At 61.9% G+C, this 24,655-nt stretch carries 17 protein-coding genes; 13 read left to right on the top strand and 4 right to left on the bottom strand.

Annotation, left to right across the window (positions count from 1 at the left end; genetic code table 11):
- Window positions 1–61: 61 nt before the first annotated feature.
- The 7 genes from AB7M16_RS28025 (at window position 62) to AB7M16_RS28055 (ending at window position 13,325) form a co-directional block, all read left to right on the top strand.
- Window positions 62–1,507 (top strand): IS1182 family transposase, encoded by a 1,446-nt coding sequence (locus tag AB7M16_RS28025; RefSeq protein WP_453942833.1) that lies wholly within the window; start codon window positions 62–64, stop codon window positions 1,505–1,507.
- 304 nt (window positions 1,508–1,811) lie between these two features.
- Entirely contained in the window at window positions 1,812–3,359 is a 1,548-nt protein-coding gene (locus tag AB7M16_RS28030; protein WP_453945676.1) for a winged helix-turn-helix domain-containing protein, read from the top strand.
- 493 nt (window positions 3,360–3,852) lie between these two features.
- Window positions 3,853–4,830, top strand: a complete 978-nt coding sequence (locus AB7M16_RS28035) for an ABC transporter substrate-binding protein (protein WP_453945677.1) — start codon at window positions 3,853–3,855, stop codon at window positions 4,828–4,830.
- Window positions 4,831–5,040: 210 nt separating this feature from the next.
- Entirely contained in the window at window positions 5,041–5,469 is a 429-nt protein-coding gene (locus tag AB7M16_RS28040; RefSeq protein ID WP_453945678.1) for a hypothetical protein, read from the top strand.
- Window positions 5,438–9,790, top strand: coding sequence for a GAF domain-containing protein (locus AB7M16_RS28045; RefSeq protein ID WP_453945679.1), 4,353 nt, complete (start codon window positions 5,438–5,440; stop codon window positions 9,788–9,790). The genes AB7M16_RS28040 and AB7M16_RS28045 overlap by 32 nt, the downstream gene beginning before the upstream one ends.
- Window positions 9,791–9,955: 165 nt before the next feature.
- On the top strand, window positions 9,956–11,401 hold the full coding sequence (locus AB7M16_RS28050; RefSeq protein ID WP_453942833.1) for an IS1182 family transposase: 1,446 nt from the start codon (window positions 9,956–9,958) through the stop codon (window positions 11,399–11,401).
- Between the two features lie 952 nt (window positions 11,402–12,353).
- Window positions 12,354–13,325 carry an ABC transporter substrate-binding protein gene (locus AB7M16_RS28055; RefSeq protein WP_453945680.1) on the top strand — a complete coding sequence of 324 codons (972 nt, stop codon included), beginning with the start codon at window positions 12,354–12,356 and terminating at the stop codon, window positions 13,323–13,325.
- A 319-nt stretch (window positions 13,326–13,644) separates the two neighbouring features.
- Here AB7M16_RS28055 and AB7M16_RS28060 read toward each other — a convergent pair whose 3' ends face one another.
- Genes AB7M16_RS28060 through AB7M16_RS28075 form a run of 4 tightly spaced genes read right to left on the bottom strand, consistent with a single transcriptional unit; the run spans window position 13,645 to window position 18,349 of the window.
- On the bottom strand, window positions 13,645–14,358 hold the full coding sequence (locus AB7M16_RS28060) for an ABC transporter ATP-binding protein (protein ID WP_172789524.1): 714 nt from the start codon (window positions 14,356–14,358) through the stop codon (window positions 13,645–13,647).
- Complete coding sequence (locus AB7M16_RS28065) at window positions 14,355–16,124, bottom strand: branched-chain amino acid ABC transporter ATP-binding protein/permease (protein WP_453945681.1); 1,770 nt, start codon at window positions 16,122–16,124, stop codon at window positions 14,355–14,357. The genes AB7M16_RS28060 and AB7M16_RS28065 overlap by 4 nt, the downstream gene beginning before the upstream one ends.
- On the bottom strand, window positions 16,121–17,164 hold the full coding sequence (locus AB7M16_RS28070; protein WP_260382441.1) for a branched-chain amino acid ABC transporter permease: 1,044 nt from the start codon (window positions 17,162–17,164) through the stop codon (window positions 16,121–16,123). Before AB7M16_RS28070 ends, AB7M16_RS28065 begins: the two co-directional genes overlap by 4 nt.
- Before the next feature lie 36 nt (window positions 17,165–17,200).
- Window positions 17,201–18,349: an ABC transporter substrate-binding protein gene (locus AB7M16_RS28075; protein ID WP_453945682.1), complete on the bottom strand. Its 1,149-nt coding sequence runs from the start codon at window positions 18,347–18,349 to the stop codon at window positions 17,201–17,203.
- Window positions 18,350–18,935: 586 nt separating this feature from the next.
- Here AB7M16_RS28075 and AB7M16_RS28080 point away from each other — a divergent pair.
- Genes AB7M16_RS28080 through AB7M16_RS28105 form a run of 6 tightly spaced genes read left to right on the top strand, consistent with a single transcriptional unit; the run spans window position 18,936 to window position 24,650 of the window.
- Window positions 18,936–19,718, top strand: a complete 783-nt coding sequence (locus AB7M16_RS28080; protein WP_172789528.1) for an aspartate/glutamate racemase family protein — start codon at window positions 18,936–18,938, stop codon at window positions 19,716–19,718.
- A gap of 30 nt (window positions 19,719–19,748) precedes the next feature.
- A complete protein-coding gene (locus AB7M16_RS28085) occupies window positions 19,749–20,177 on the top strand; it encodes an organic hydroperoxide resistance protein (RefSeq protein WP_349628375.1) in 429 nt (142 codons plus the stop codon).
- A gap of 25 nt (window positions 20,178–20,202) precedes the next feature.
- A complete protein-coding gene (locus tag AB7M16_RS28090) occupies window positions 20,203–21,381 on the top strand; it encodes a thiolase family protein (RefSeq protein WP_453945683.1) in 1,179 nt (392 codons plus the stop codon).
- Complete coding sequence (locus AB7M16_RS28095; RefSeq protein ID WP_453945684.1) at window positions 21,378–22,619, top strand: SDR family NAD(P)-dependent oxidoreductase; 1,242 nt, start codon at window positions 21,378–21,380, stop codon at window positions 22,617–22,619. The genes AB7M16_RS28090 and AB7M16_RS28095 overlap by 4 nt, the downstream gene beginning before the upstream one ends.
- 35 nt (window positions 22,620–22,654) lie before the next feature.
- The gene (locus tag AB7M16_RS28100) at window positions 22,655–23,437 is read left to right on the top strand and encodes a cyclase family protein (RefSeq protein WP_453945685.1); all 783 of its coding nucleotides are present in this window, start codon (window positions 22,655–22,657) and stop codon (window positions 23,435–23,437) included.
- A 55-nt stretch (window positions 23,438–23,492) separates the two neighbouring features.
- On the top strand, window positions 23,493–24,650 hold the full coding sequence (locus tag AB7M16_RS28105) for an ABC transporter substrate-binding protein (protein WP_453945686.1): 1,158 nt from the start codon (window positions 23,493–23,495) through the stop codon (window positions 24,648–24,650).
- Window positions 24,651–24,655 lie beyond the last annotated feature (5 nt).

The raw sequence follows: 24,655 nt of genomic DNA on the forward strand, positions 1-24,655 counted from the left end.
CTGGCTGTGTGAAAAGCCACGAGTCGGTTACGATTCCTCCGTTTTCTGATGGAGGATACGGATGGGACGCTTCGTTGAAGGCGCGGACAGATCCCAGCTGACGCTCTTGCCGGAATGCCTGGAGGATTGGGTAAGTGAGGACAACACGGTCCATGTGATCGATGCGTTCGTCGAAGCGCTCGACCTGCATGGACTGGGGTTTGAGCGTGTGATCGCCAAGGAGACGGGCCGGCCTTCCTATCATCCGGCAGTGCTTCTGAAGCTTTACATCTACGGTTATCTCAATCGGGTGCAATCCAGTCGCCGCCTGGAACGTGAGGCGTGCCGCAATATCGAGGTGATGTGGCTGATCGGCCGCCTGGCTCCCGATCACAAGACGATCGCCGATTTCCGGAAGGACAATGGTGCGGCGCTTCGGAAGGTTTGTGCGAAGTTCATTGCACTATGCCGGCAAATGGGCCTGTTGCAGACCTCAAGCGTCGCAATCGACGGCAGCAAGTTCAAGGCGGTGAACAACCGCGACCGCAACTTCACGCATGCCAAGATGGCGAGGCGGATGGCGCAGATCGAGGAAAGCGTCGGTCGATATCTGCGTCAACTCGATAGCGCCGATCGGCAGGAGCCATCGGAAGCGATCAGCATCAAGACGACGAGGATTAAGGAAAAGATCGCTCGGCTGAAGCAGGAGATGGGCCGCCTGGAAGTGCTCGATGCGCAGATGCGCAACACGCCGGATCAACAGATATCGCTCACCGATCCGGATGCCCGTTCGATGGCCACCAGTGGACGCGGATCAGGTGTCGTCGGCTACAATGTCCAGGTCGCGGTGGACACCGAACACCACCTGATTGTTACGCATGAGGTCATCAACGTCGGCAACGACCGTGGGCAGCTTGCTCGGATGTCGAAGCAAGCCAAAGAAGTGCTCGAAGTGGACAAACTGGAGGCGGTCGCCGACCGTGGCTACTTCGACGGAGAGGAGATATTGGCCTGCAAAGAGGCTGGCGTTGCAGTCACGCTGCCCAAGCCCATGACGTCGAACGCCAAGGCGGAGGGTCGGTTCGGCAAACAGGACTTCGCCTATCTACCTGACGAGGACGTCTACCGTTGCCCGTCCGGCCAGGTGCTGCCCTATCGCTATACCAACATCGAGCATGGAATGACGCTGCGCCGTTACTGGTCGACAGCAGCGTGCCAAGGCTGCGCAATCAAGAGCCAATGTACGCCGTCCAAGGAGCGCCGCATCACACGCTGGGAGCATGAGCATGTGGTCGAGGAGGTCCAGAGACGGCTCGATTCCGACCCCGACGCCATGCGGAGGCGGCGCGAGACGGTCGAGCATCCCTTCGGCACGATCAAGGCCCGTATGGGGGCGACCCACTTCCTGATGAAGCGCCTACGGAACGTCGCCGCCGAAATGGCGCTGCACGTTCTCGCCTATAACCTCACACGGGTGATGAACATCGTCGGCAAACCGCGCCTGATTGCAGCCATCCGCGCCGCCTGAAGCCCGGAAAGTACGTCCAAAAGCGCAATACCGCCTCGCGATACCCGCTTTGGCCGTCATTGGGCGATCCGACGCGAGAACCTCAGCCGCCTGCAGTGATTGGCGACCCACGGCCGCGTGCCGACCATCCGTTTGCACACAGCCAAGACCCAAACCGGAAGTCGGGCTGCGCCGCATCAGATGAGATGCCACGGCTCAAAACCCGCTCAACCATCGGCTTACATTTTTCATACCATCGGCTTATTCTTTGGGTGTGCGAAGATGCCTTCCTGCGAAGGGAGGACACCGTGAGAGGTTTGGCAACTTGCGCTATCGCTTCGAGGAATTCGCATTTGACATCGACCGGCGCGAACTGCATCGCGGGGCACAGGTCGTTTCCATTACACCACAGGTGTTCGATTTGCTCGAATACCTGATCCGAAATAGAGAGCGCGTCGTCAGCAAGGACGACCTTATCAACGCCGTTTGGAAAGGTCGCATTGTGTCCGATGCTGCGCTTACGACTCGCCTGAATGCTGTCCGCGCGGCCATCGGCGATACCGGCGAGGAGCAGCGCCTCATCAAGACGTTTCCGCGCAAGGGATTCCGTTTCGTCGGACAGGTGCAGGAGACGCGAGAAGTTGCGGGCCCGGATCCGGGCGATGCGCCCGAGAGCGCTCTTGCGCTCCCCGACAAGCCCTCCATCGCGGTATTGCCGTTCGATAACATGAGCGGCGATCCCGAGCAGGAATATTTTGCGGACGGAATGGTTGAGGAGATCATCACCGCGCTCTCGCGGTTCAAATCGTTGTTCGTGATCGCTCGCAATTCTAGCTTCACCTTCAAAGGTCGAGCCGTCGATATTAAGGAAGTCGGGCGCAGACTTGGCGTGCGCTACGTCCTTGAGGGGTCGGTGCGCAAGGCGTCAGGCAAAGTTCGCATCACTGGGCAGTTGGTTGATGCGGTGACAGGCGCGCACATTTGGGTGGACAGGTTCGAGCGCGACCTGACTGATATTTTCGTCCTTCAGGACGAAGTCACAGTTGCGGTCGTCTCAGCCATTCACCCGAAATTACTTCAAACAGAAATTGCGGAGGCGGCGCGGCGACGACCGAAGAACCTCACCGCGTATGATCTCTATCTTCGAGCCGCGCAACAGTACTACCCAATGACCCGTGAAGGGGTGGCCGAGGCGATCAGGCTGGCTCGTCGGGCTTTGGAGCTAGATCCTCGGTTCGGCGTTGTCGCTGCTCTGGCAGGTCTCTGTCACATGAACAACGTCCTTTTTGGCTATGCTGACGATCCTGATTTCGAGCGGGAGGAAGCAATCCGGCTTTCTCGCTATGCATTGAGCGTCGACGATGATGATCCAGACACGTTAGCAATGGCTGCCGCAACCTCGGCATTCATGGTCAGCGATAGTGAACGTGAGATCGAAATGGCAGAGCGGGCGGTCAAGCTCAATCCAAATTCACATCACGCATGGAATGGCCGAGGTTGGGTCTATACAATTGCAGTTCAGCCGGAGGAAGCGCTCCGCAGCTTTGAACGTGCTATCCGCTTGAGCCCGGTAGACCCGCTGCTATACCGGCCGTTTACTGGGATGGGGGTGGCCTTAATTGAGCTTCGGCGCTTTGACGAGGCAATCGTCGCTGGAAAGAAGGCCCTTCGTCAGAACCCCTATTCGTCGGCTTACCGCTGTCTCGCCGCCGCTTTCGCCCATCTCGGACGCGACGCAGAGGCGCGTGAGTGGGCGGCGCATGTGCTTAACGTCGATCCCGCCTTTACAATATCTGCGTGGATCGCCCGGGGCGGGCAATCACGCTGGAAGCTGTATACCGAGGGTCTTCGCAAAGCTGGGTTACCCGAATAAGCTCGGTGCGCAGGTGCCGACGAGGTGATCGAACAGAAACCCTTGTTGCTGCGGTGCATGAGTCCGGAAATGGCCCATCTGGGATTGCGCTGGGTCTCACGGAGGTCCGCTTGTCGCGGCAGAGCGGACCAGATTTGCTCAACCTGAGTTCTTCGCATTTTGACCCGTTGCGGACATTTGGACGCAGCGACCGGGCCGATTGTTCTCATCGGCGTCCCGTCTTTTGAAGTGCTAGACTTCGACCATCGCTGCTCGCCCGCGCCGACGAGGTGATCGAATGAGGGCGTAGTTTGCTGCGGTCGGCACTTTTCGGACCTGCCGTGTCACCTGACGATTTACGCTTCCGAGGTAGACTGGACATCTCTGCTACGACGTCAGACTTTCCGAAAGTGAGCCATAGCGTTCATTTGTGATCGCTCGGAATGTCTCGAAGCTGCTATTAACGCTCGACCTGGCAGACTGAACGCCTTCCGTGCAGCGATACGGTGATCGCATGAGACGATTTGCCGTTACAGTGTCCGCGCTTCTGGTTGTGCTGCTGTTCTTCGGGTCGGCAGCCACAGCTCAATCGGTGCGAAGAGTGGCGCGGATCGGCGTGCTTTGCGTCCCTGCTTGCAAGGTTCCCTATATTGAGGCGTTTTCGGACGAGCTTCAAAAGATTGGCTGGGTCGAGGGCACGACCATTGCGAGTGAGCGGAAAGACCCGGATTATCACCTCGACAAGCTTCCGGCGCTCGCGGCCGACCTCGTGCGGTCGAGACCCGATCTAATCGTTGCCTTCACTCCTTTTGCCGCCCGCGCTGCCAAGAACGCCACCCCCGACATACCAATTGTAATAATTCTGGTCGCCGATCCGGTCGGTATGGGACTTGCGTCAAGTCTTGCCCGTCCTGGCGGAAACCTTACGGGCGTCGCTACGATGGATCGGACCGATTTTGGTGGGAAGTTTCTTGGTATTCTTCGAGAGGTTTTGCCACAGGCCAAACGCGTGGCAGTTTTCCTCAACACCTCAAACGAGATGCATCGGCTGGTGTTTCCGGAGACGCCAACCGCGGCCGCCAAGCTCGGCTTTCAGCTCGACGTAATCGATGTGCACGAAGTGGGGGAAGTGCCTCGCGCCGTTGCCGCCGCAAAAACCCGGGGAGCCGAGGCCTTGGACATATTTAGTGACCCAGTCTTTCCTCCGAACCGTGTGGCGGATCTCGCAGTACAAGCCGGTTTACCATCGATCTCCTTCGACGCCGGCTTTGCGCCAGCGGGCGGATTGATTTCCTACGGGCCGGACTTTCCTGCCTTGGCTCGAATTGGGGCTCACTATGTGGACCGAATTCTGAGGGGCGCCAAAACGGCCGAGCTTCCTATCGAGCAACCCACCAAATACCTGCTTGTCGTTAATCTCAAGACAGCGAAATCGCTCGGTATCGAAATCCCAGCTTCCCTTCTCGCGCGCGCGGACGAGGTGATTGAATAAGGCTTGTCACTTCCGGTGTTGGCCCATCGCTTCCGTTATGCCGACGCGGCGAGATGTCCGGCCTCGGGGGCAAAGCGGAAGCGCCCCACCAGTGGTCAAAACGGCGCGTTGACCCAAGCGGACATCAGCGGCAGCCGCGATTCTCGCTCCTTTCACCCCTTCCAGAACAAGTTCCACTCGGTAAAATGGCCTCGTCACCCCGGAGGCGGAATGGCAGGGCCAGCGAAAACGGGCGGCAAGAGGAGCGCGGGAGAGACGCGCAAAGCCGGCTTCGCAAAGGGCCGCACCCGCTCTTGGGCCAAACGGCCACCCCGGTCTAAACCTTCCACCTCATTGGAGATCGAGCTAAAGGACGCCCGCGAGCAGCAGGTGGCGACGGCCGAGATATTGAAGGTCATTGCTAATTCGCCGTCCGACGTGCAGCCGGTGTTGGACGCAATCGCGGAAAGCGCCAACAAGCTTGTCGGGGCGCACGGGACTACCGTGCTCCGTATCATTGGAGATATGGTTGAATTAGCTGCGTTCACGCCAGTCAGTAAAGAGGCTGACACGGTGCTTCGCTCGTCATTCCCGCATCCGATCGCGGGGAATCCTCATTACGAAAAAATTGTGTCGCGGCGAAATTGCGGAAGCCGCTGACACGGAGGTCGCTCATTCCCCACTGCGGGAAATTGCGCGGGCGCGCGGCTATCGAAGCAGGCTTCTCGTGCCGCTCAAGCACGACAGCGGAGTTGTTGGAGCGATCAGCGTTACACGTAAGGAGCCCGGTGCGTTTTCCGCTCATCACGTGCAGCTACTGCAAACGTTCGCCGATCAGGCCGTCATCGCGATTCGGAATGTGCGGCTGTTCAACGAGACAAAAGAGGCGCTTGAACGGCAGACCGCGACGTCGGAAGTGCTGGAGATCATCAGCTCATCCCCGGGCGACCTTTCGCCGGTGTTTGACAAGATGCTTGAGAACGCAACTCGCGTTTGCGGGGCCGAGTTTGGATCTATGAATCTTTTGGAAGGCGATATGCTGCGGCAGGTGGCGCTGTACAATGCGCCTTCTTCGTTTGCGGCCGCACGAATGAACAAGGCCTTTCGGATTCATCCGCGAACCTCACTCGCTGACGCCATTCGCGGCAAGCAAGTGGTTCAGGTTGAGGACATGCGTAAGCATCCGGCTTATCTTGAGCGCAATCCGTCATCGGTTGAGTTGACCGAACTTGCTGGTGCCCGAACGATCGTTGTCGTGCCAATGCTACGGCAGGATGAAGTGATCGGGGTGATCACTGTTTACCGCCAAGAGGTGCGCTCTTTCAATGACAAACAGATTGAGCTGCTGACCAACTTCGCCAGCCAAGCGGTAATTGCGATCGAGAATACCCGGCTGCTTCGGGAATTACGCCAGCGCACCGATGATCTCAGCGAATCCCTGCAGCAGCAGACGGCCACCGCCGACGTGCTGAAGGCCATCAGCCGCTCGGCCTTCGATCTCCAGACCGTGCTGGATGCGCTGCTTTCATCTGCCTGTCGATTGTGCGAGGCAGACATCGCAACAATAAGGTATCGGGATCAGGACGACGGTGATTTTCGGCTCGCTGCCACGTTCGGCGCCAAGCCCGAATGGATCGAACAATTCGCTAGACACTCGAGGAAGCCGGGCCGGGAATCGATATTCGGGCGAACGATCGTCGATGGTCATACGGTGCATATACCCGACGTCCTAGCCGATCCTGAGCTCCAGCGCTCGGAAGCGCAAAAACTGATGGGATTCAGGGCGGCACTCGGCGTGCCGCTCACGCGCGAGCGGCAGACGTTCGGCGTCATCACTGTGTTCCGATTTGCCGTCGGCCCGTTCGAGGCAAGGCAGATCGAGCTGGTGCAGACCTTCGCCGACCAGGCCGTCATTGCCATTGAAAATGTCCGCCTGTTCGATGAGGTGCAAGCGCGTACCGAGGAACTGAGCGAATCCCTGCAGCAGCAGACCGCGGTCGGCGACGTCCTCAAGACCATCAGCCGCTCGACCTTCGAGCTGCAGCCGGTCCTGGACACTCTCGTCAACACCGCGGCCATCCTGTGCAGCGCCGACATGGCCTTTATCATGCGCCGGGCGGGCGACGAATACCGCGCCGGAGCCGCGGTGGGCTACACCGAGGCCTATATCGATTTCCTCACCAACAATCCGCTGGCCGTCAACCGCGGCACAGTGACCGGCCGCGCCGTGCTCGAGCGGCGTCCGGTCCAGATTCTGGATGTCGCGGCCGATCCCGAATACACTCTGCATGAGACGACCTCGCTGGCAGGCCAGCGCACCACGCTTGGCGTGCCATTGTTGCGCGAGAACGAACCGATCGGCGTCATCGTGCTGGCGCGCTCACGTGTCGAGGCGTTCTCACAAAAGCAGATCGACCTCGTCGCCACCTTTGCGGACCAGGCGGTGATCGCGATCGAGAACGTGCGCCTGTTTGACGAGGTGCGCCAGCGCACCGAGGACCTCAGCGAGTCGTTGAAGCAGCAGACCGCAACCGGCGAGGTCTTGAAGGTAATCGCTTCTTCGCCGACCGACGTGAATCCCGCCCTGCAGGCCATTGTCGAGAGCGCCTGCGCGTTCTGCGATGCTTATGATGCCGGCGTGCTGCTTCGGGTTGGCGACAATCTGCATTTCAGTGCGCATCACGGGCCGATACGGTCCGGTGGAGCGCCACGTCCGATCAGCAGGGACTGGGTAGTCGGACGCTCGGTGGTCGACAAGGTACCGGTGCAGGTGTCCGACTTTCAAGCGCCCGAGGCCGCGGAGTTTCCGGAGGGACAACGGATGTCGCGCGAACAGGGGCACCGCTGCACGCTCAGCGTACCCCTGCTGCGCGAGGGCGAGGCCATCGGCGCGATCGTACTGCGTCGGCTGGAACCGGTCGCATTCAGCCGCAAGCAGGTTGCGCTGCTGCAGACATTCGCCGACCAGGCCGTGATCGCCATCGGCAATGTGCGGCTGTTCGAGGAGGTACAGGCGCGAACACGGGAGCTCTCTGAGTCGCTGGAGCAGCAAACCGCAACCTCGGAGGTGCTGAGTGTCATCAGCCGGTCGGCGGGCGATCTCGCGCCCGTTTTCGATTCCATGCTAAGCAAGGCGATGCAGCTCTGCGGCGCCAATTTCGGCGTGCTGAATACTTACGACGGCGCTCGCTTCCACACGGAAGCCACGTACGGGCTTCCGCCCGCTTACGATGAATTCCGGCGCAGGCAGCCTTTAGAATACGGTCCGACCACGGCCCCCGCTCGTCTGTTGAGGGGCTACCCGTTCGTCGAAGTCAACGACCTGCTCGAGTCTGATGCTTATCGCAGCGGAGAGCCCAACCGCCGCGCGTTAGTTGACCTGGGGGGCGCCCGCTGCCTGCTCGCAGTGCCGCTAATGAAGGACGAGCGCGTCGTCGGTAACGTCCTCATCTTTCGCCAGGAGAACCGGCGATTTTCGCAGAAGCAGATCACGCTGCTGCAGCAGTTTGCGGCGCAGGCCGTGATTGCCATCGAGAATGCCCGCTTGCTTAATGAATTGCGCCAACGGACTGATGATTTGAGCGAATCCCTGCAGCAGCAGACGGCTACGGCTGATGTGCTCCAGGCCATCAGCTCATCGCCCGGCGATCTGGCGCCGGTATTCGACAAGATGCTTGAGAGCGCAACACGCGTCTGCGGCGCAGAGTTCGGCTCGATGCTGTTGGTTGAAGGCGGCGCGATGAGACCGGCGGCCCAATTCAACGTGCCGGCCGCATTTGCTGCCGCTCGAGGCGATCGTCTACTGACCCCGCATCCGAAAAGCGCCCTGGCCAGGGCGATAAGTACGAGGCAGGTGGTCCACGTTGCCGACATGCGAACAACGGAGGCGTATCTCGAGCGCTCCCCAGCGTCGATTGATCTCGTTGAACTTGGCGGAGCTCGGACCGTCGCTATTGTGCCGATGCTTCGCGACGAGGAGGTCATTGGCGCGATAACAGTCTATCGCAATCAGGTGCAGCTCTTCAGAGACAAGCAGATCGAGCTGCTAAGCAATTTTGCCAAGCAAGCCGTGATCGCCATTGAGAATGCGCGGCTGCTGAAGGAATTGCGCCAACGCACGGATGACCTTTCAAAGTCCCTCGACAACCTCCGCACTGCGCAGGGCCGCCTCGTGCAGACTGAAAAACTTGCCTCGCTGGGCCAACTCACCGCTGGCATTGCGCACGAGATCAAGAACCCGCTTAACTTCGTCAACAATTTCTCGGCGCTTTCGGCGGAGCTGACTGGCGAGTTGAGCGACCTGCTCAAGGATGCTGCGCTCCCGGACAAGATGCGGACGGAGGTGGAGGAGTTGACTCGGCTGTTGCATGACAACCTCGAAAAGGTCGTACAGCACGGCAAACGAGCCGACTCCATCGTCAAGAACATGCTGTTGCACTCGCGAGAGGGTTCTGGCGAGCGCCGGTCGGCGGAAGTCAACAGGCTCGTCGAGGAGAGCCTCAGCCTTGCTTATCATGGTGCGCGAGCGGAAAAGGCGGGGTTCAGCATAACCCTCAAGCATGACCTCGACCCGAATGCGGGTGCGCTCGATCTCTATCCGCAGGAAATGACCCGAGCGCTACTGAATCTCATTTCAAACGGCTTCTACGCAGCTACCAAGCGCAAGGCAGAGGCGGGCGATGAAACCTTTGAGCCGGTCCTCAGCGCAGCTACCAGAAATCTCGGCGAGGCCATCGAGATTCGCATACGAGACAACGGCACGGGTATTCCACCCGAAGTACGAGAAAAGATGTTCAATCCGTTTTTCACCACTAAACCGACCGGAGAGGGAACGGGACTTGGCCTCTCGATGACTCATGACATTATCGTCAAGCAACATGGCGGCCGGATCGATGTCGAGACCAAGCCCGGCGCATTCACCGAGTTCATCATCACCCTGCCGCGTGGCGACAGTGCTGCCGCTACATCGAAGCCGGAATGATTGCTTCTGGCGCATCTGCGAAGTTGCGCCTCGGCGGTCGGAAGTCCGCTCGTAGAGCCAGGGCGGACCGGATTTGCTCAACCTGAGTTCTTCGCATTTTGACCCTGGCTGTGTGAAAAGCCACGAGTCGGTTACGATTCCTCCGTTTTCTGATGGAGGATACGGATGGGACGCTTCGTTGAAGGCGCGGACAGATCCCAGCTGACGCTCTTGCCGGAATGCCTGGAGGATTGGGTAAGTGAGGACAACACGGTCCATGTGATCGATGCGTTCGTCGAAGCGCTCGACCTGCATGGACTGGGGTTTGAGCGTGTGATCGCCAAGGAGACGGGCCGGCCTTCCTATCATCCGGCAGTGCTTCTGAAGCTTTACATCTACGGTTATCTCAATCGGGTGCAATCCAGTCGCCGCCTGGAACGTGAGGCGTGCCGCAATATCGAGGTGATGTGGCTGATCGGCCGCCTGGCTCCCGATCACAAGACGATCGCCGATTTCCGGAAGGACAATGGTGCGGCGCTTCGGAAGGTTTGTGCGAAGTTCATTGCACTATGCCGGCAAATGGGCCTGTTGCAGACCTCAAGCGTCGCAATCGACGGCAGCAAGTTCAAGGCGGTGAACAACCGCGACCGCAACTTCACGCATGCCAAGATGGCGAGGCGGATGGCGCAGATCGAGGAAAGCGTCGGTCGATATCTGCGTCAACTCGATAGCGCCGATCGGCAGGAGCCATCGGAAGCGATCAGCATCAAGACGACGAGGATTAAGGAAAAGATCGCTCGGCTGAAGCAGGAGATGGGCCGCCTGGAAGTGCTCGATGCGCAGATGCGCAACACGCCGGATCAACAGATATCGCTCACCGATCCGGATGCCCGTTCGATGGCCACCAGTGGACGCGGATCAGGTGTCGTCGGCTACAATGTCCAGGTCGCGGTGGACACCGAACACCACCTGATTGTTACGCATGAGGTCATCAACGTCGGCAACGACCGTGGGCAGCTTGCTCGGATGTCGAAGCAAGCCAAAGAAGTGCTCGAAGTGGACAAACTGGAGGCGGTCGCCGACCGTGGCTACTTCGACGGAGAGGAGATATTGGCCTGCAAAGAGGCTGGCGTTGCAGTCACGCTGCCCAAGCCCATGACGTCGAACGCCAAGGCGGAGGGTCGGTTCGGCAAACAGGACTTCGCCTATCTACCTGACGAGGACGTCTACCGTTGCCCGTCCGGCCAGGTGCTGCCCTATCGCTATACCAACATCGAGCATGGAATGACGCTGCGCCGTTACTGGTCGACAGCAGCGTGCCAAGGCTGCGCAATCAAGAGCCAATGTACGCCGTCCAAGGAGCGCCGCATCACACGCTGGGAGCATGAGCATGTGGTCGAGGAGGTCCAGAGACGGCTCGATTCCGACCCCGACGCCATGCGGAGGCGGCGCGAGACGGTCGAGCATCCCTTCGGCACGATCAAGGCCCGTATGGGGGCGACCCACTTCCTGATGAAGCGCCTACGGAACGTCGCCGCCGAAATGGCGCTGCACGTTCTCGCCTATAACCTCACACGGGTGATGAACATCGTCGGCAAACCGCGCCTGATTGCAGCCATCCGCGCCGCCTGAAGCCCGGAAAGTACGTCCAAAAGCGCAATACCGCCTCGCGATACCCGCTTTGGCCGTCATTGGGCGATCCGACGCGAGAACCTCAGCCGCCTGCAGTGATTGGCGACCCACGGCCGCGTGCCGACCATCCGTTTGCACACAGCCAAGACCCGTAGCGGACATTTCAGGCAAGCGTGGCATGGGTCACAATTGTCTTAGTTTCATAGAAATTGTAATCTTCAGCCTATGTGGTGGCCTCAAGACGTCGGTGCCTTTTGGAGCATTTTATTCGGCATAGTTCTTTGTGCATGCATAGGCTATCAGGTTGTTTCTGGTCTCGCTAAAGAGTCGCTCCCGGGTTCGCCGGATGCGGTCAGCCGACCTCGCGCTAAAGATGAGCTTATTTCTTTTACGTATGGACTGTACATCAGATCGCTAGGCACGACTTGCCAACTCGTCTGCAATTTGGGCGAGTCGTCGCGAATGGATTTGCCTTTTGACGACGCAAGCAGTCTCATCAGATCGATACAGTCGGCCTGCGAAAGTGGGAACGTCGTCAAGTTGAAGATTGGGCGTCTCTCTTGGACAACGGATGCCAGACCCAAACCTAAACGACCAGACCGACTTGTGGTAAAATTTAGCGGGCCACTGGGCTTCGGCCACGTCGGATTGAGCCGAAGGGAGGTTCTCTCTGCTTGTGAAGACTTTTCCGAAAGACATGGGTAGATATTTCTGATCTCGTCGACCGACAAGCCGACTTCCGCTTCTGGCCCATCTGGGAAGTTGCGCTGGGTCTCACGGAGGTCCGCTTGTCGCGGCAGAGCGGACCAGATTTGCTCAACCTGAGTTCTTCGCATTTTGACCCGTTGCGGACATTTGGACGCAGCGACCGGGCCGATTGTTCTCATCGGCGTCCCGTCTTTTGAAGTGCTAGACTTCGACATGCACGAGGCGTTTTCCATTGGGGGTTCCAATGAGACGGCGCAGTTTCATCACGCTTGTCGGCGGCGCGGTGGTGGCGTTGCCGCTCGCAGCGCTGGCCCAGAAACCGGGACGGACCTATCGCCTGGGTTGCTTGTCTCCGCATCCTCGCGATATTCACTTTAACGTACGTTTTTTCGACAACCTCCGGCGCGCTGGTTTCATTGAAGGCCAAAACCTCACAATTGATTACCGCGCCTTTGCACCTCATATCGATCTGATTTCGCAACTTGCGGCGGAGCTGGTCATAGCCCAGCCCGATGTCATCTATGCTGCTGCACCCGAGGCAGTTGCCGCCGTACAGCAGGCGACCAAGAGCATTCCCATCGTTGGGATCACAGGCGATATGGTCGCGGAGGGCTTGGTAAAATCGTTCGCCCGGCCCAATGGCAATATCACGGGGATCAGCATTTTTTCCCCTGAGCTTAACGGCATGCGACAGGACATCCTGATCGAAGCCGTGCCCGGGATTCGCCGCATCGCGGCTCTCGCCGATCCCAGCATAACAACTGAGGCGAAGGCTCACGCTTTGCAAGAGGCGGCGCGCGCACGCAACGTCGAGCTTTCAATCTATCGCGTCGCCAGGGCTGAGGAGATTGCAGCGACTATTGATAAGGCACAGGCATCGGGGGCCACGGCGCTGAATATTCTTAATTCCGGGATGCTCGACGGCAATGGTCCGCTGATCATGGAACGAGTTGCAGCACTGCGCCTTCCAACCATGTATCAGTGGGGATTGCGGGCCGAGCAAGGTGGCTTTATCGGCTACGGCCCATCCCCCGATCACTTGGCAGACCTTACTGCTCGATTTGCGGCGAGCCTTTTGCGCGGCACGATGCCTGCCGATCTGCCGGTCGAACAGCCGACGAAATTCGAGCTGGTGATCAACCTCAAGACCGCTAAGGCGATGGGCGTTACGGTGCCCGAGTCTCTGTTGGCGCGCGCTGACAAGGTCATCGAGTGAGACGATGCTGTTTGCCGTGTTGCACGAGTCTGCACATGGCCCTTCTCGGAGGTCCGACAAGGTCCGCTTTCGCGCCGCTGTTGCGGGACAAGCCGTCATCAGGCGCACCTACTCTTAGCGACAGATCTTATGAGTACACACCCTCATCGCGCTTTAGCGGCCGGAGCGCTGCGAGGGTGGCATAATGCCATTGTTTTGCCCGACGGGTCAAATGCCTTTCGAAAAATCAGAAGACACTGCACCTCCGACGCCAAGCCGTTGATATTGCTGTCGGCGGCTACTGTGCATGGGGTTGTTTTTCGATTTTTTGTCTGGGGCGCTAGTGTCCGCCGAGATAGGCGGTGATCAGCCGGGGATCGTGGATGAGATCCTTGGCGGGCCCGGACTGCACGATCTCTCCGGTTTCCAGGACGTAGCCGTAATCGGCCGTCTCCAGCGCGGCGCGGGCATTCTGCTCGACCAGCAGGATCGAAACGCCGAGATCGCGCAACGAGGCGATGGTGCGGAAGATCTCGCGCACGATCAGCGGCGCAAGACCGAGACTCGGTTCGTCCAGCATGAGCAGCTTGGGCCGCGCCATCAGCGCGCGTCCGAGCGCAAGCATCTGGCGTTCGCCGCCGGACAGCGTACCGGCCGCCTGGCGCTGCCGCTCCTTCAGCCGCGGGAAGCGGTCATAGACCTCGTCGAGCGTCTTCTCGACGCCGGACCGGTCGCGCAGGCTGTAGGAGCCCAGCAGGAGATTGTCGGCCACCGACATGTCGGAGAACAGCTCGCGCTTCTCCGGCACCAGGCACAATCTGCGCTCGACACGGTCCTCGACCGAGAGCTTGCCGATCTCGCTGCCTTGGAAGACCATGCGGCCTTTCGACGACAGTAGTCCGATTGCCGCCATCAGCAGCGTGGTCTTGCCTGCACCGTTCGGGCCGATCACGGTGACGATCTGGCCCTCTTCGACCGACAGCGAGACGTTGCGGACCGCTTCGACATTGTCGTAGCAGACCGTGACGTCGGACAGGGAAAACATCGAGCTCACGCGACGCCTCCAAGATATGCTTCCTGCACCCGCGCATCGCTGCGGATCGCGGCCGGCGCGCCCTCGCAGAGCTTCGAGCCGAAATCCAGCACGACGATGCGATCGACCAGCGACATCACGAACTCCATGTCGTGCTCCACGATCAGGATGGTCAGGTGGTCCTCCCGCAGCGAGCGCAGCAGTTCGGCCAGCCTGAGCTTCTCCTGGCGACGCAGGCCGGCGGCGGGCTCGTCGAGCACCAATAGGGTCGGATCCGCCGCGAGCGCCCGCGCGATTTCCAGGATGCGCTGGTTTCCGAGCGGCAGATTGCCGGCGAGCTCGAACGGCTTGTCGCCGAGACCGACGCGTTCGAGCTGAAGCAACGCCTCGTGGCGGGCACTCGCTTCCTCGCGCCGGTTGAGGCGGAAGGCTCCGCCGAACAGGCCGGCGGCGGTGCGGCCGTAGGTGCCGAGCATCACGTTCTCCAGAAGGCTCATGCGCGGCCGCAGCTTGACGTGCTGGAACGTGCGCGCGATGCCCGCCTTGGCGATGCGGGACTGAGCGTCACGCGTGATCGCGCGCCCGGCGAACACGATCTCGCCCTTGTTGACCCTGAGCGCACCGGTGAGGCAGTTGAACATCGTGCTCTTGCCGGCGCCGTTCGGGCCGATCACGGCGAGGATCTCACCCGTGCGGACCTCGAAGCTGACGTTGTTGACGGCGACCAGGCCTCCGAACCGGCGCTCGGCACCGTCGACCTTCAGGAGAAGCTCGCCCGGCTTGGGTTGGGAACGGCGGGGCAGGGGCGGTGCCGGCGCCGGCCGCTCGCGCTTCAATTTCGGCAGGTAGCGTGCAAGATAGGGCACGATACCTTGGCGCGCCCATTGCAGGAACAGGATGAACAGCGCCGAGAACGCGACGATCTCGAGCTGCCCGGACGCACCCTTGGCGATCAAGGGCAGATAGTCCTGCACGCTGTTCTTCAGCAGGGTGACGATGGCGGCGCCGACGACGCCGCCGAGAAGGCTGCCGGCACCTCCGACCATCGACATCATCAGATATTCGATGCCCATGCCGGCATCGAATGGTCCCGGGCTGATGAACCGGCTCATATGGGCGTACAGCCATCCCGAGAGCGAGGCCAGGAACGCTGCGGTCACGAACGTCACCAGCTTGATGCGGAAGGCATTGATGCCGAGGCTTTCGACCAGCGTGTTGCCGCCGCGCAACGCGCGCATGGCGCGGCCGAGCCGCGAGTCCAGCAGATTGTAGCCGAGGAAGAGAACGACGGCGACGATTCCCCAGATCAGGAAGTAGATCTGCGCGCTGGAAACCAAAGCGAGCGATCCGAAGCTGATCGGCGGGATCGAGGAGATGCCGTTGAAGCGGCCGAGCCCGTCCAAATTGCCGAACAGGAAGCCGATCGCCAGACCCCAGGCGACGGTGCTGAGCGAGAGGAAGTGCCCTTGCAGGCGGAGGGTGACGAGGCCGAGAACGGTTGCGACGCTGCATGTGAGCGCCACGCCGAACAGCAGGCCGAGCCAGGGCGAATGGCCGTTCAACGCGGAGACCCAGGCGGTCGCGTAGGCCGCGACGCCGACGAAAGCGGCCTGTCCGAACGAGACGATGCCGCCAACCCCGGTCAGCAGCGCGAGCCCGATGGCGACCAGCGAATAGATGCCGATGTAGTTCATCAAGGTGATGCTGAACGGGCTGAGGACGAAGGGAGCCGCAGCGAGGCCCAACACGGCCGCGATGGCGGCGATCCGAACGTGAAGGCGCGTCATTCCTCGATCTCCTCCTCGGAATGCAGCGATGCGAGCGATCGCCAGATCAGGATCGGGATCAGCAGCGAGAACACGATGACGTCCTTCAGCGCGCTGCTCTCGAACGATGCGAAGCTTTCCAGGATGCCGACGCCGACGGCGCCGATCGCAGCCCCCGGGTAGCTGGTCATGCCGCCGACGATCGCGCCGACGAATGCCTTGAGGCCGATCAGGAAGCCGGAATCGTAGAACACCGTGTTGACGGGAGCGATCAGGATGCCCGATACGCCGGCCATCAGCGAGCCGAGCAGGTAAGCGATCGTGCCCGCGCGCGCCGGGCGGATTCCCATCAGCCGCGAGCCGGTCCGGTTCACGGCGGTGGCGCGAAGCGATTTGCCGACCAGCGAGAAGTCAAAGAAGAGATAGAGCAGGCCGCTGAAGACCAGTGCCGCAATTACGATCAGCATGGTCTGGCCCGAGATCAGGACGCCGGCGAATTCCATCGAGAGCGAGGTCAGCGGCTCGGTCCGGACGCCTTCGGGACCGAAGAACAGCAGACCCAGCCCGACGAGCGCAAAATGCAGCGCCACCGACACCGTCAGCAGCAGCAGCACCGTGCCGTCCGCGATCGGGCGGAAAACGATGCGGTCGAGCAGCGGAGAGATCGGCGTGATCAGCATCAGCGCGAGCACCAGCCTGACGGCGAGAGGCGGGTCCATGCGCGTGGCGAGCCAGGCGCAACCGACCACCGCAAGGGGGAGCACCAGATAGAAGAGAAGCGCGCGCGGGACGAGACGGAGTTCGCCCGAGCGCGCCAGCGAAGCTATCTCGATCAGGGTCGCAAGGCAGGCCAGCACCACCACCAGCGCGCCCGTTCCGGGGAAGCGCTTTGCGTCGAGGGCCGCGAGCGTCAGCGCAGTGAAGGCCGCAATGTCGCCGAAGGGGATGAACACGACCCGCGTCACCGTGAATATGAGGACGGTGCCGATCGCCACCAGCGCATAGATGGCGCCGGTGGCGATGCCGTCGATCGCAAGAATGGCTGCGATATCGCTCGTCATTGAGCCGCTGTTCCCCGTTGATGGCCGATCGTTTTCTTACGGCACGTACTTCCAGGCGCCGCCGGTCAGCCGGACGACGACCAGGGAGCGCTCGTCGACGCCGGTCGCGGCGCCTTGCTTGAAATTGTAGACGGCATGCACCCCCGGCAGCTCCTTGGTGCTGAGGATGGCATCCCGGAGTGCGGCGCGGAATTCGATCGTCCCCGGCTTTGCCGACTTGAGCGCGCGCTCGGCCGCGTTGGCGAAGATCAGCCAGGCGTCGAAGGAGTAAGCCGAGAAGCCGTCGGTGGTCGGAATGTTGTGGGTCTTCTGGTAGACGCTGCGGAAATCCAGCGCGATCTTCTTGGCAAAATGCTCATCGGGTAGCTGTTCGGCGACGATCACGGGCCCCGCCGAGACTTGAATCCCCTCGGCCGCCTTGCCGCCCACGTTGACGAAATCCGGATTGACCAGTGCCACCGTGCCGTAGGTATTTCCTTTGAAGCCGCGCTCGGCAAGGCTGAGCAGAGGCAGTGCGCCTTGCGTGCCGGAGCCGCCGTCGAGCACGGCGTCGGGCCGAGCGGCCATGACCTTGAGGATCTGCGCGGTGACGGAGGTGTCGGTGCGGGCATAGCGCTCGTTGGTCTGGATCTTGATGCCGTCGGCCGATTCCGCCGCCTTGGCGCCGTTGTAGACGAGGTCGCCCCACGCATCCGAGAAGCCGATATAGCCGATGTTCTTCATGCCATCGCGCTTCATGCGATCGGCGATGATCTTGACGAGCAGTGACGCTGGCTGCGGCACCGAGACCACCCATTGCTCCGGCGTGTCGGGCAGCTTGACGATCGGTGAGACTGCGATCATCGGCACCTTCAGTTCGCTCGCGACGGCCGCCATCGCGATCGTCGAGGGCGCCGTTGCGGTGCCGATCAGCAGGTCGACCTTCTCCTCCTCCACGAGCTTGCGCGCGTTGCGCGTCGCCGCTGAGGGATCGGACCCGTCGTCGAGCTGGATCAGGCGGACGGTCTCGCCATTGACCGATTTCTTGTACTCGTAGGCGGCGTTGATGCCGCGCCCATAGGGGATGCCGATCGAGGAGCCGTTGCCGCTCAACGAGGTGACGAAGCCGATGGTGATGTCGGCCCGCGCCGCCGGCGCGACGGTGATTCCAACTGCAACTGCCACTAAGGCCAGGGTCTTGCGCATTGCCTTCTCCTGCTTTGATACGCGTGCGAATGACGGGAAGCCGCCGGACCTCAATCGGGACTGACGGCAATCGGAAGCGCTATTGCGGCGCCGGAGGTCGGCGCGAATATGAAGACTTCGCCTGGTTGGCGGCGGCGTCATGCCACCGCCCGTGGACGGAGGCGCTCACCGCCGGGCGACCTCGCCTGGTGTATCGCGGGCGTCTCAATATTTAGGACGGGGCCGCGCAGCCCTGCACAGGACATTGCCGCCCGTCGTTCAGCTCGGAAGACTGCCCACCCGATCGAGTCGCTCAAGAGCGGTGTCCTGCAACATCATCGTTACGCCGCCAGAGCGGCAGGAATTAGTTAAAGCCTAAAGTATATCCGGCGAGCCCGTCAACAGCGCCTGACGGCTCTCTGCAAAAAAATGCTGATGCATACAATTCCGGCAGTTGGCGGCGGATTCTTGGGCGTCGCGAATGACAAAATCGGCAGTGGCGGCTGCGGCGTGCCAGCTCGCCTCCTTGGGTGCGCCGCACACATTTGACGCGCAAATTAGTTTGTGATTGAAATATTAGGGCCGGCGGTCCGGTGAGGAAGAGACGATGCGCATCTTCTGGCAGAGCTTCGTTGATGCGAGCGTGAACGCGCCTTACATGGCGCGGCTGTCGGAGTATCTCAACAGCATCGCGGCATCGGGCACGACGGTCCATGTCGAAGGCATATCACCGCCGGATCGCGAATTTGGCCGGCTCGCCGAATTGCGTTGCGCCGTTCAGGCCATCGACAACGGCATCGCAGCGGAAGAGCAGGGCTTCGATGCATTCGTCATGGGCCACTTCCAGGATCCCGGTCTGTACGAGCTGCGCGCAACGCTCGATATTCCCGTGATCGGAGCCGGCGAGGCGACGCTGCTTGCTGCCTCGCAGCTTGGTCGGCGGCTCGGCCTCGTCACGCTCGATCCCGTTTTCGAGGTCTGGCACTATGAGCAGGCCGAACGTTACGGCCTCGGCGGTCGCGTCGTTCACGTCACGGGCCTCGGCTGCAAGCCCGAGGATTTCGCGGATGCCTTCGCCGGCGATCAAGCCGCGCATGCCCGCATGATCGAGGATTTCGTCGCCTGTGCGTTGCCGCTCGTCGAGCGCGGTGCCGACGTCGTGATACCTGCTGGCGTGCTGCCGGGTCTGTTGATCGGGCGGGAGCACGGTCTCAAGGTCGGGCACGCCCCGGTGGTCAACTGCGCGGCGGTGGCGCTGAAGAGCGCCGAGATGTGGGTGCAGCTCAGGCGTCTCAACGGAACCGAGCCGAGCCGGGGTCCGAGCTTCAGGCGCGCCAGCGCGCTTGCCCGCGACGATTTCCGCGCGCTGCTCTCGCGTAACCGACGTTAGAGCCAGCTAGCGCGTTTGGAGAAGACCAACATGATGACGCCCGAGAAGATCCTGTACGACACCGAAGTCACCGCGACCGGCGGCCGCGACGGCAAGGCCGCGAGCGCGGATGGTCTGCTGTCGGTGTCGCTGTCGGTGCCGAAATCGCTCGGCGGCCCCGGCGGTGAGGGTACCAATCCGGAGCAGCTTTTTGCGGCGGGCTATGCCGCCTGTTTCCTCGGTGCGGTCAAACTTGTGGCGCGCACCAGGAAGGTGGTGCCCTCTGCGGAGCCCTCGGTCACGGCAAAGGTGGCGATGGGACCGGTGCCCGTCGGATACGCGCTGGCCGTCGAATTGAAGGTCGATCTGCCGGGCGTGGAGCGATCGGTGGCGGAAGCCGTCGTTGCCGGCGCGCACGAACGCTGCCCCTATTCGAACGCAACACGCGGCAATATCGACGTGAAGCTGACGGTGATCTAAGGCGAATGGACAAGGCGGACGATCGTTGACGCTCTCGCTTCGCACACCCTACGACGGCATCGTGATGGCGGCCCCCGTCACGATACCCTATGTGCGCTATTCGATCGACAGCGCTCAATGGTGGATCGGCCGTGCCTTGAGCGCACTCGTTGCGCAAGCGGGCATCAGGGCTTCGGAGATCGACGGATTGTGCGTCTCCAGCTTCACCTTGGGGACGGACAGCGGGGTCGGCCTGACGCAGCATTTCGGACTGTGCGTGCGATGGCTCGACACGATTCCGCTCGGCGGCGCCAGCGCCATCGCGGCGGTGCGAAAGGCGGCCCGCGCGGTTCAGGCGCGCGATGCCGACATCGTGGCGTGCGTTGCCGGCGACACCAACCACGTCGATTCCTTCCGCTTGACGCTCGAGAATTTCTCCCGCTTCAACCAGGATGCGGTCTATCCTTACGGCGCGGGCGGCGCGAATTCGAGCTTCGCTCTCATCGCCCGCAACTACATGCGGACCTTCGGCGTGAGCCGCGAGGACGTCGGCAGGATCGCGGTTGCCCAGCGCACGAACGCCTTGCGCAATCCGCACGCGCTGATGAAGACGGCGCTGTCGATCGAGCAGTACCTCGCCGCGCGCCCCATTTCCGATCCCATTCATCTGTTCGACTGCGTGATGCCTTGCGCCGGCGCCGAGGCATTCCTCGTGATGCGGGAGGACACCGCCGCTTCGCTGCGGCTGCCCGCAGCAAGGTTGCTGTCGACGATCGAGCGGCACAACGCCTTTGCCGATGATCCGATGCAGGTTCGTGGCGGTTGGGCGATGGACGTCGGTGAGCTCTATGCGATGGCCGGCGTCAAGCCCGACGATCTCGACATCGTCCAGACCTACGACGACTATCCCGTCATCTCGATGATGCAGTTCGAGGATCTCGGCTTTTGCGAGAAGGGCGAGGGGGCGGAGTTCGTCCGCCAGCACGATCTCACCATCGACGGTGACTTTCCGCACAACACCTCCGGCGGGCAACTCTCGGTCGGGCAGGCCGGCGCAGCCGGCGCCTATCTCGGTCTCGTCGAAGGGCTGCGGCAGGTCCTGGGAATTGCAGGTCCGACCCAGGTCAGGGATGCGAGCCTCGGCCTGGCGTCCGGCTTCGGTATGATCAATTATGACCGCGGACTTGCCTCCGGCGCCGCAATCTTTGCCGGGCCTTCGCCATGATCGATCCGATTGAACCGCCACGACGCAAGAACCCGCTGCTGCGGACGCGCCTGCCGACCGCACCGCCGCGCGCCCGCAGCAGGACCGCGCACGGCTTTACGCGCGCTGCCGCCGAAGGGCGCTTCATGCTCCAGCGCTGCGAGGGCTGCGGCGCCTTCACCTATCCGGCGCGCGAGGCGTGCCCGTCGTGCCTGTCCGCCGCGCTTGCGTTCGTCGACGCGCCGGCCCGCGGCGTGCTGCTGGCGCACACCACGGCGCACGTGCCGAGTGACGTCTATTTCCGGGAGCGGGCGCCCTGGCGCGTCGGCCTCGTCAAGATGGATTGTGGTCCGACCATCGTGGCGCATCTTCATGCCGATTGCATCGAGGGTGCTCCCGTCCGCATGTCGTTTCAGCTCGACAAGAGCGGTCAGGCGGTGGCCTTTGCCCGACCCGAAGGGGAGACGCCCAATATGGCTGACGACAGGCAGTGGCGCGAAATGACTGCCGATCCCAAATTTCGGCGCGTGCTCGTGACCAGCGGCCGCAGTGCCGTCGGGCGGGAGGTCGCCTTGGCGTTGAAGGCCGCGGGGACCAAGACCGTGTTCGTGGGCATCGCCGAGCCGTGGCGGCCGTTTGCCGGCGAAGAGCTGCTGCGCGGACAGGAGGGAATCGAGCTCTTACCCCTCGACGCCGCCGATGAAAAATCAACCGGTGATCTCGCCGCCGACATCGGCGGCAAGGTCGACATCCTGGTGAATACGATCGATTATGTGAGGCCCGGCGGCTTGTTGGACCGCAAGGGCACGAGCATCGCACGCGACGAGATCGATCAGGCTTATCTCGGCTTCATCAATCTCGCACAGGCCTTCGGACCCGCGATGCGGATGCGGGGAGCGGACGGCATCAACAACAGCGTTGCCTGGGTCAACATCCTGTCCGTCCACGCGTTGGCGAACTGGCCCGCCTTCGGCGCTTACTCTGCCTCGCAAGCCGCCTGCCTGTCGCTCTCGCATTGTCTTCGCGCCGAGCTTCGGCCCGGCGGCATCAAGTTGATGAACGTCTTCACGGGGCCCGTCGACACGGAGTGGTTTCAGACCGTGCCGCCGCCGAAGGTGGCGCCGCGGGCCATCGCGCAGGCGGTCGTGGCCGGGCTCAGGGGCGGACTCGAGGAAATGTATGTCGGAGACGTCGCCCAGGAGATTCGGCAGCGTCTGGCGGCCAATCCGAAAGCGCTCGAGCGCGAGCTCGACCGGTAAGTGAGCCCTTTTCGACCAAGGTGGAGGACGCGACAATGCACGGCAAGGCTCTCCTGGATCTCGCGGGCGCGATCGCTTCGGACGCGGTGCGCGTCATCGACCTGAGCTTCACGCTCAGCCCCGAATTTCCCGTGATTGTGCTGCCGCCCGAATTCGGCCAGGCGGCGCCGGTGCGCATCCAGGAGATCTCGCGCTATGACGCACGCGGCCCGGCCTGGTATTGGAATAACGTGACTTTCGGCGAGCATACCGGCACGCATTTCGACGCGCCGATACACTGGTTCACCGGCAAGGACCTCGCCAACAATGCGGTCGATACCATGCCGGCCAAGGACATGATCGCGCCCGCCTGCGTCATCGATTGCTCCGCGCAGGCGGCTCAGGATCCGGACTTCGTGCTCACGGTGCCGATCGTCGAGGCCTGGGAAGCCGAGCACGGCCGAATTCCGGCCCGGCACTGGGTGCTGCTGCGGACGGACTGGTCGAAGAAGGGCTGGCGCGATTATTCGAACCTCCGGGACGACGGGGCGCACACGCCGGGTCCGAATGCAGCCGTGATGAAATGGCTGGTGGAGGAGCGCGGCATCATCGGTTTCGGCACCGAGACGATCGGCACCGATGCAGGACAGGCCGGGCATTTCGAGCCGCCTTATCCGGCGCATCATTTCCTCCACGGCGCGGGCCGCTATGGGCTGCAATGCCTGTGCAACCTGGATCAGCTTCCTGCGACTGGAGCGATCATCGTCGCCTCCCCGCTGAAGATCCAGAACGGCTCGGGCAGTCCGCTGCGCGTGATCGCGCTGGTTTCGTCCACGTGACATGCGCGTACGGCTTGCCGGAATTGACGCATCCAAACCACCAATGACAGGTGCCATGACTTCGATGAAATCACTGCTGGGTTCAGCGCTGCTCCTTCTGGCGGCTCCGTGCTGCGCGCAAGCCGATATTCTCGTCGGCTTCGTCACCGGCCTCAGCGGGCCGGTATCCTCGATCGGCATTCCCAACGCAAAGGGGATCGCTGCGGGAGAGGCCTATGTCGGCGAGATCGGCGGCGAAAAGGTGCGCCTCATCCAGCTCGACGATGCCTCCGATGCAACCGCTTCGGCGCGCAACGCGCGCAAACTCGTCGAGCAGGAGAAGGTCGACGTCCTGATCGGGACGTCGGGCGCGCCGCAGACGCTGGCGATGGCCACCGCCGCGATCGAGATGCAGGTGCCGATGATCGCGGTCTCCCCGATCGCGTCCGTTCCGGCCGGCGAAGGCGGCCCTTGGGTCGTTCAGACACCCCAACCGATGCCGCTGCTGGTCCAGGGCATCGTCGACCACATGAAGGCGCGCGGGCTGAAGACGGTCGCCTTCATCGGATTCTCGGATGCGCTCGGCGATCTCCTGTACGATTCGTTGTCGCAGAGCGCCAAGGCGGCGGAGATCAAGGTCATCGCCAACGAACGCTATGCCCGATCCGATTCGTCGGTGACGGCGCAGGTGCTGCGCGCGCTTGCGGCCCGCCCCGACGCCATCATGCTCGGCGGCACCGGAACGCCGGGCGCGCTGCCCGCCATTGCCTTGTTCGAGCGTGGCTACAAGGGGCCGCTCTACGGCAACAACGGAATGATCAGCGCCGACTTCCTGCGTCTCGCCGGCAAGGCCGCCAATGGCATCATCTGCCCCACCGGGCCGGTGATCGCGGCCGAGCAGCTGCCGCCGAGCAATCCCATCCAGAAGGTCGCCCTGGCCTACCGGGCCGCCTACGAGAAGGCGAACGGCGAGCAGCCGACGGACGGGTTCTCCTCCTACTCGTTCGATGGCTGGGTCGTCTTCGTCGATGCTGCCAAGCGCGCGCTGGCGACCGGGGCCAAGCCAGGCTCGCCGGAATTCCGTAGCGCGCTGCGCCAGGCCCTGTTCGCCACCAAGGAAGTCGTAGGCACGCAAGCCGTCTACAATTTCACGCCGGCGGATCGTCATGGTGTCGACGCACGTTCGCGCGTCCTCGTCCAGATCGAGGACGGTAAGTACAAGCTCCTGCCTTGATCTCG

This window comes from Bradyrhizobium sp. USDA 372, from assembly GCF_053629095.1.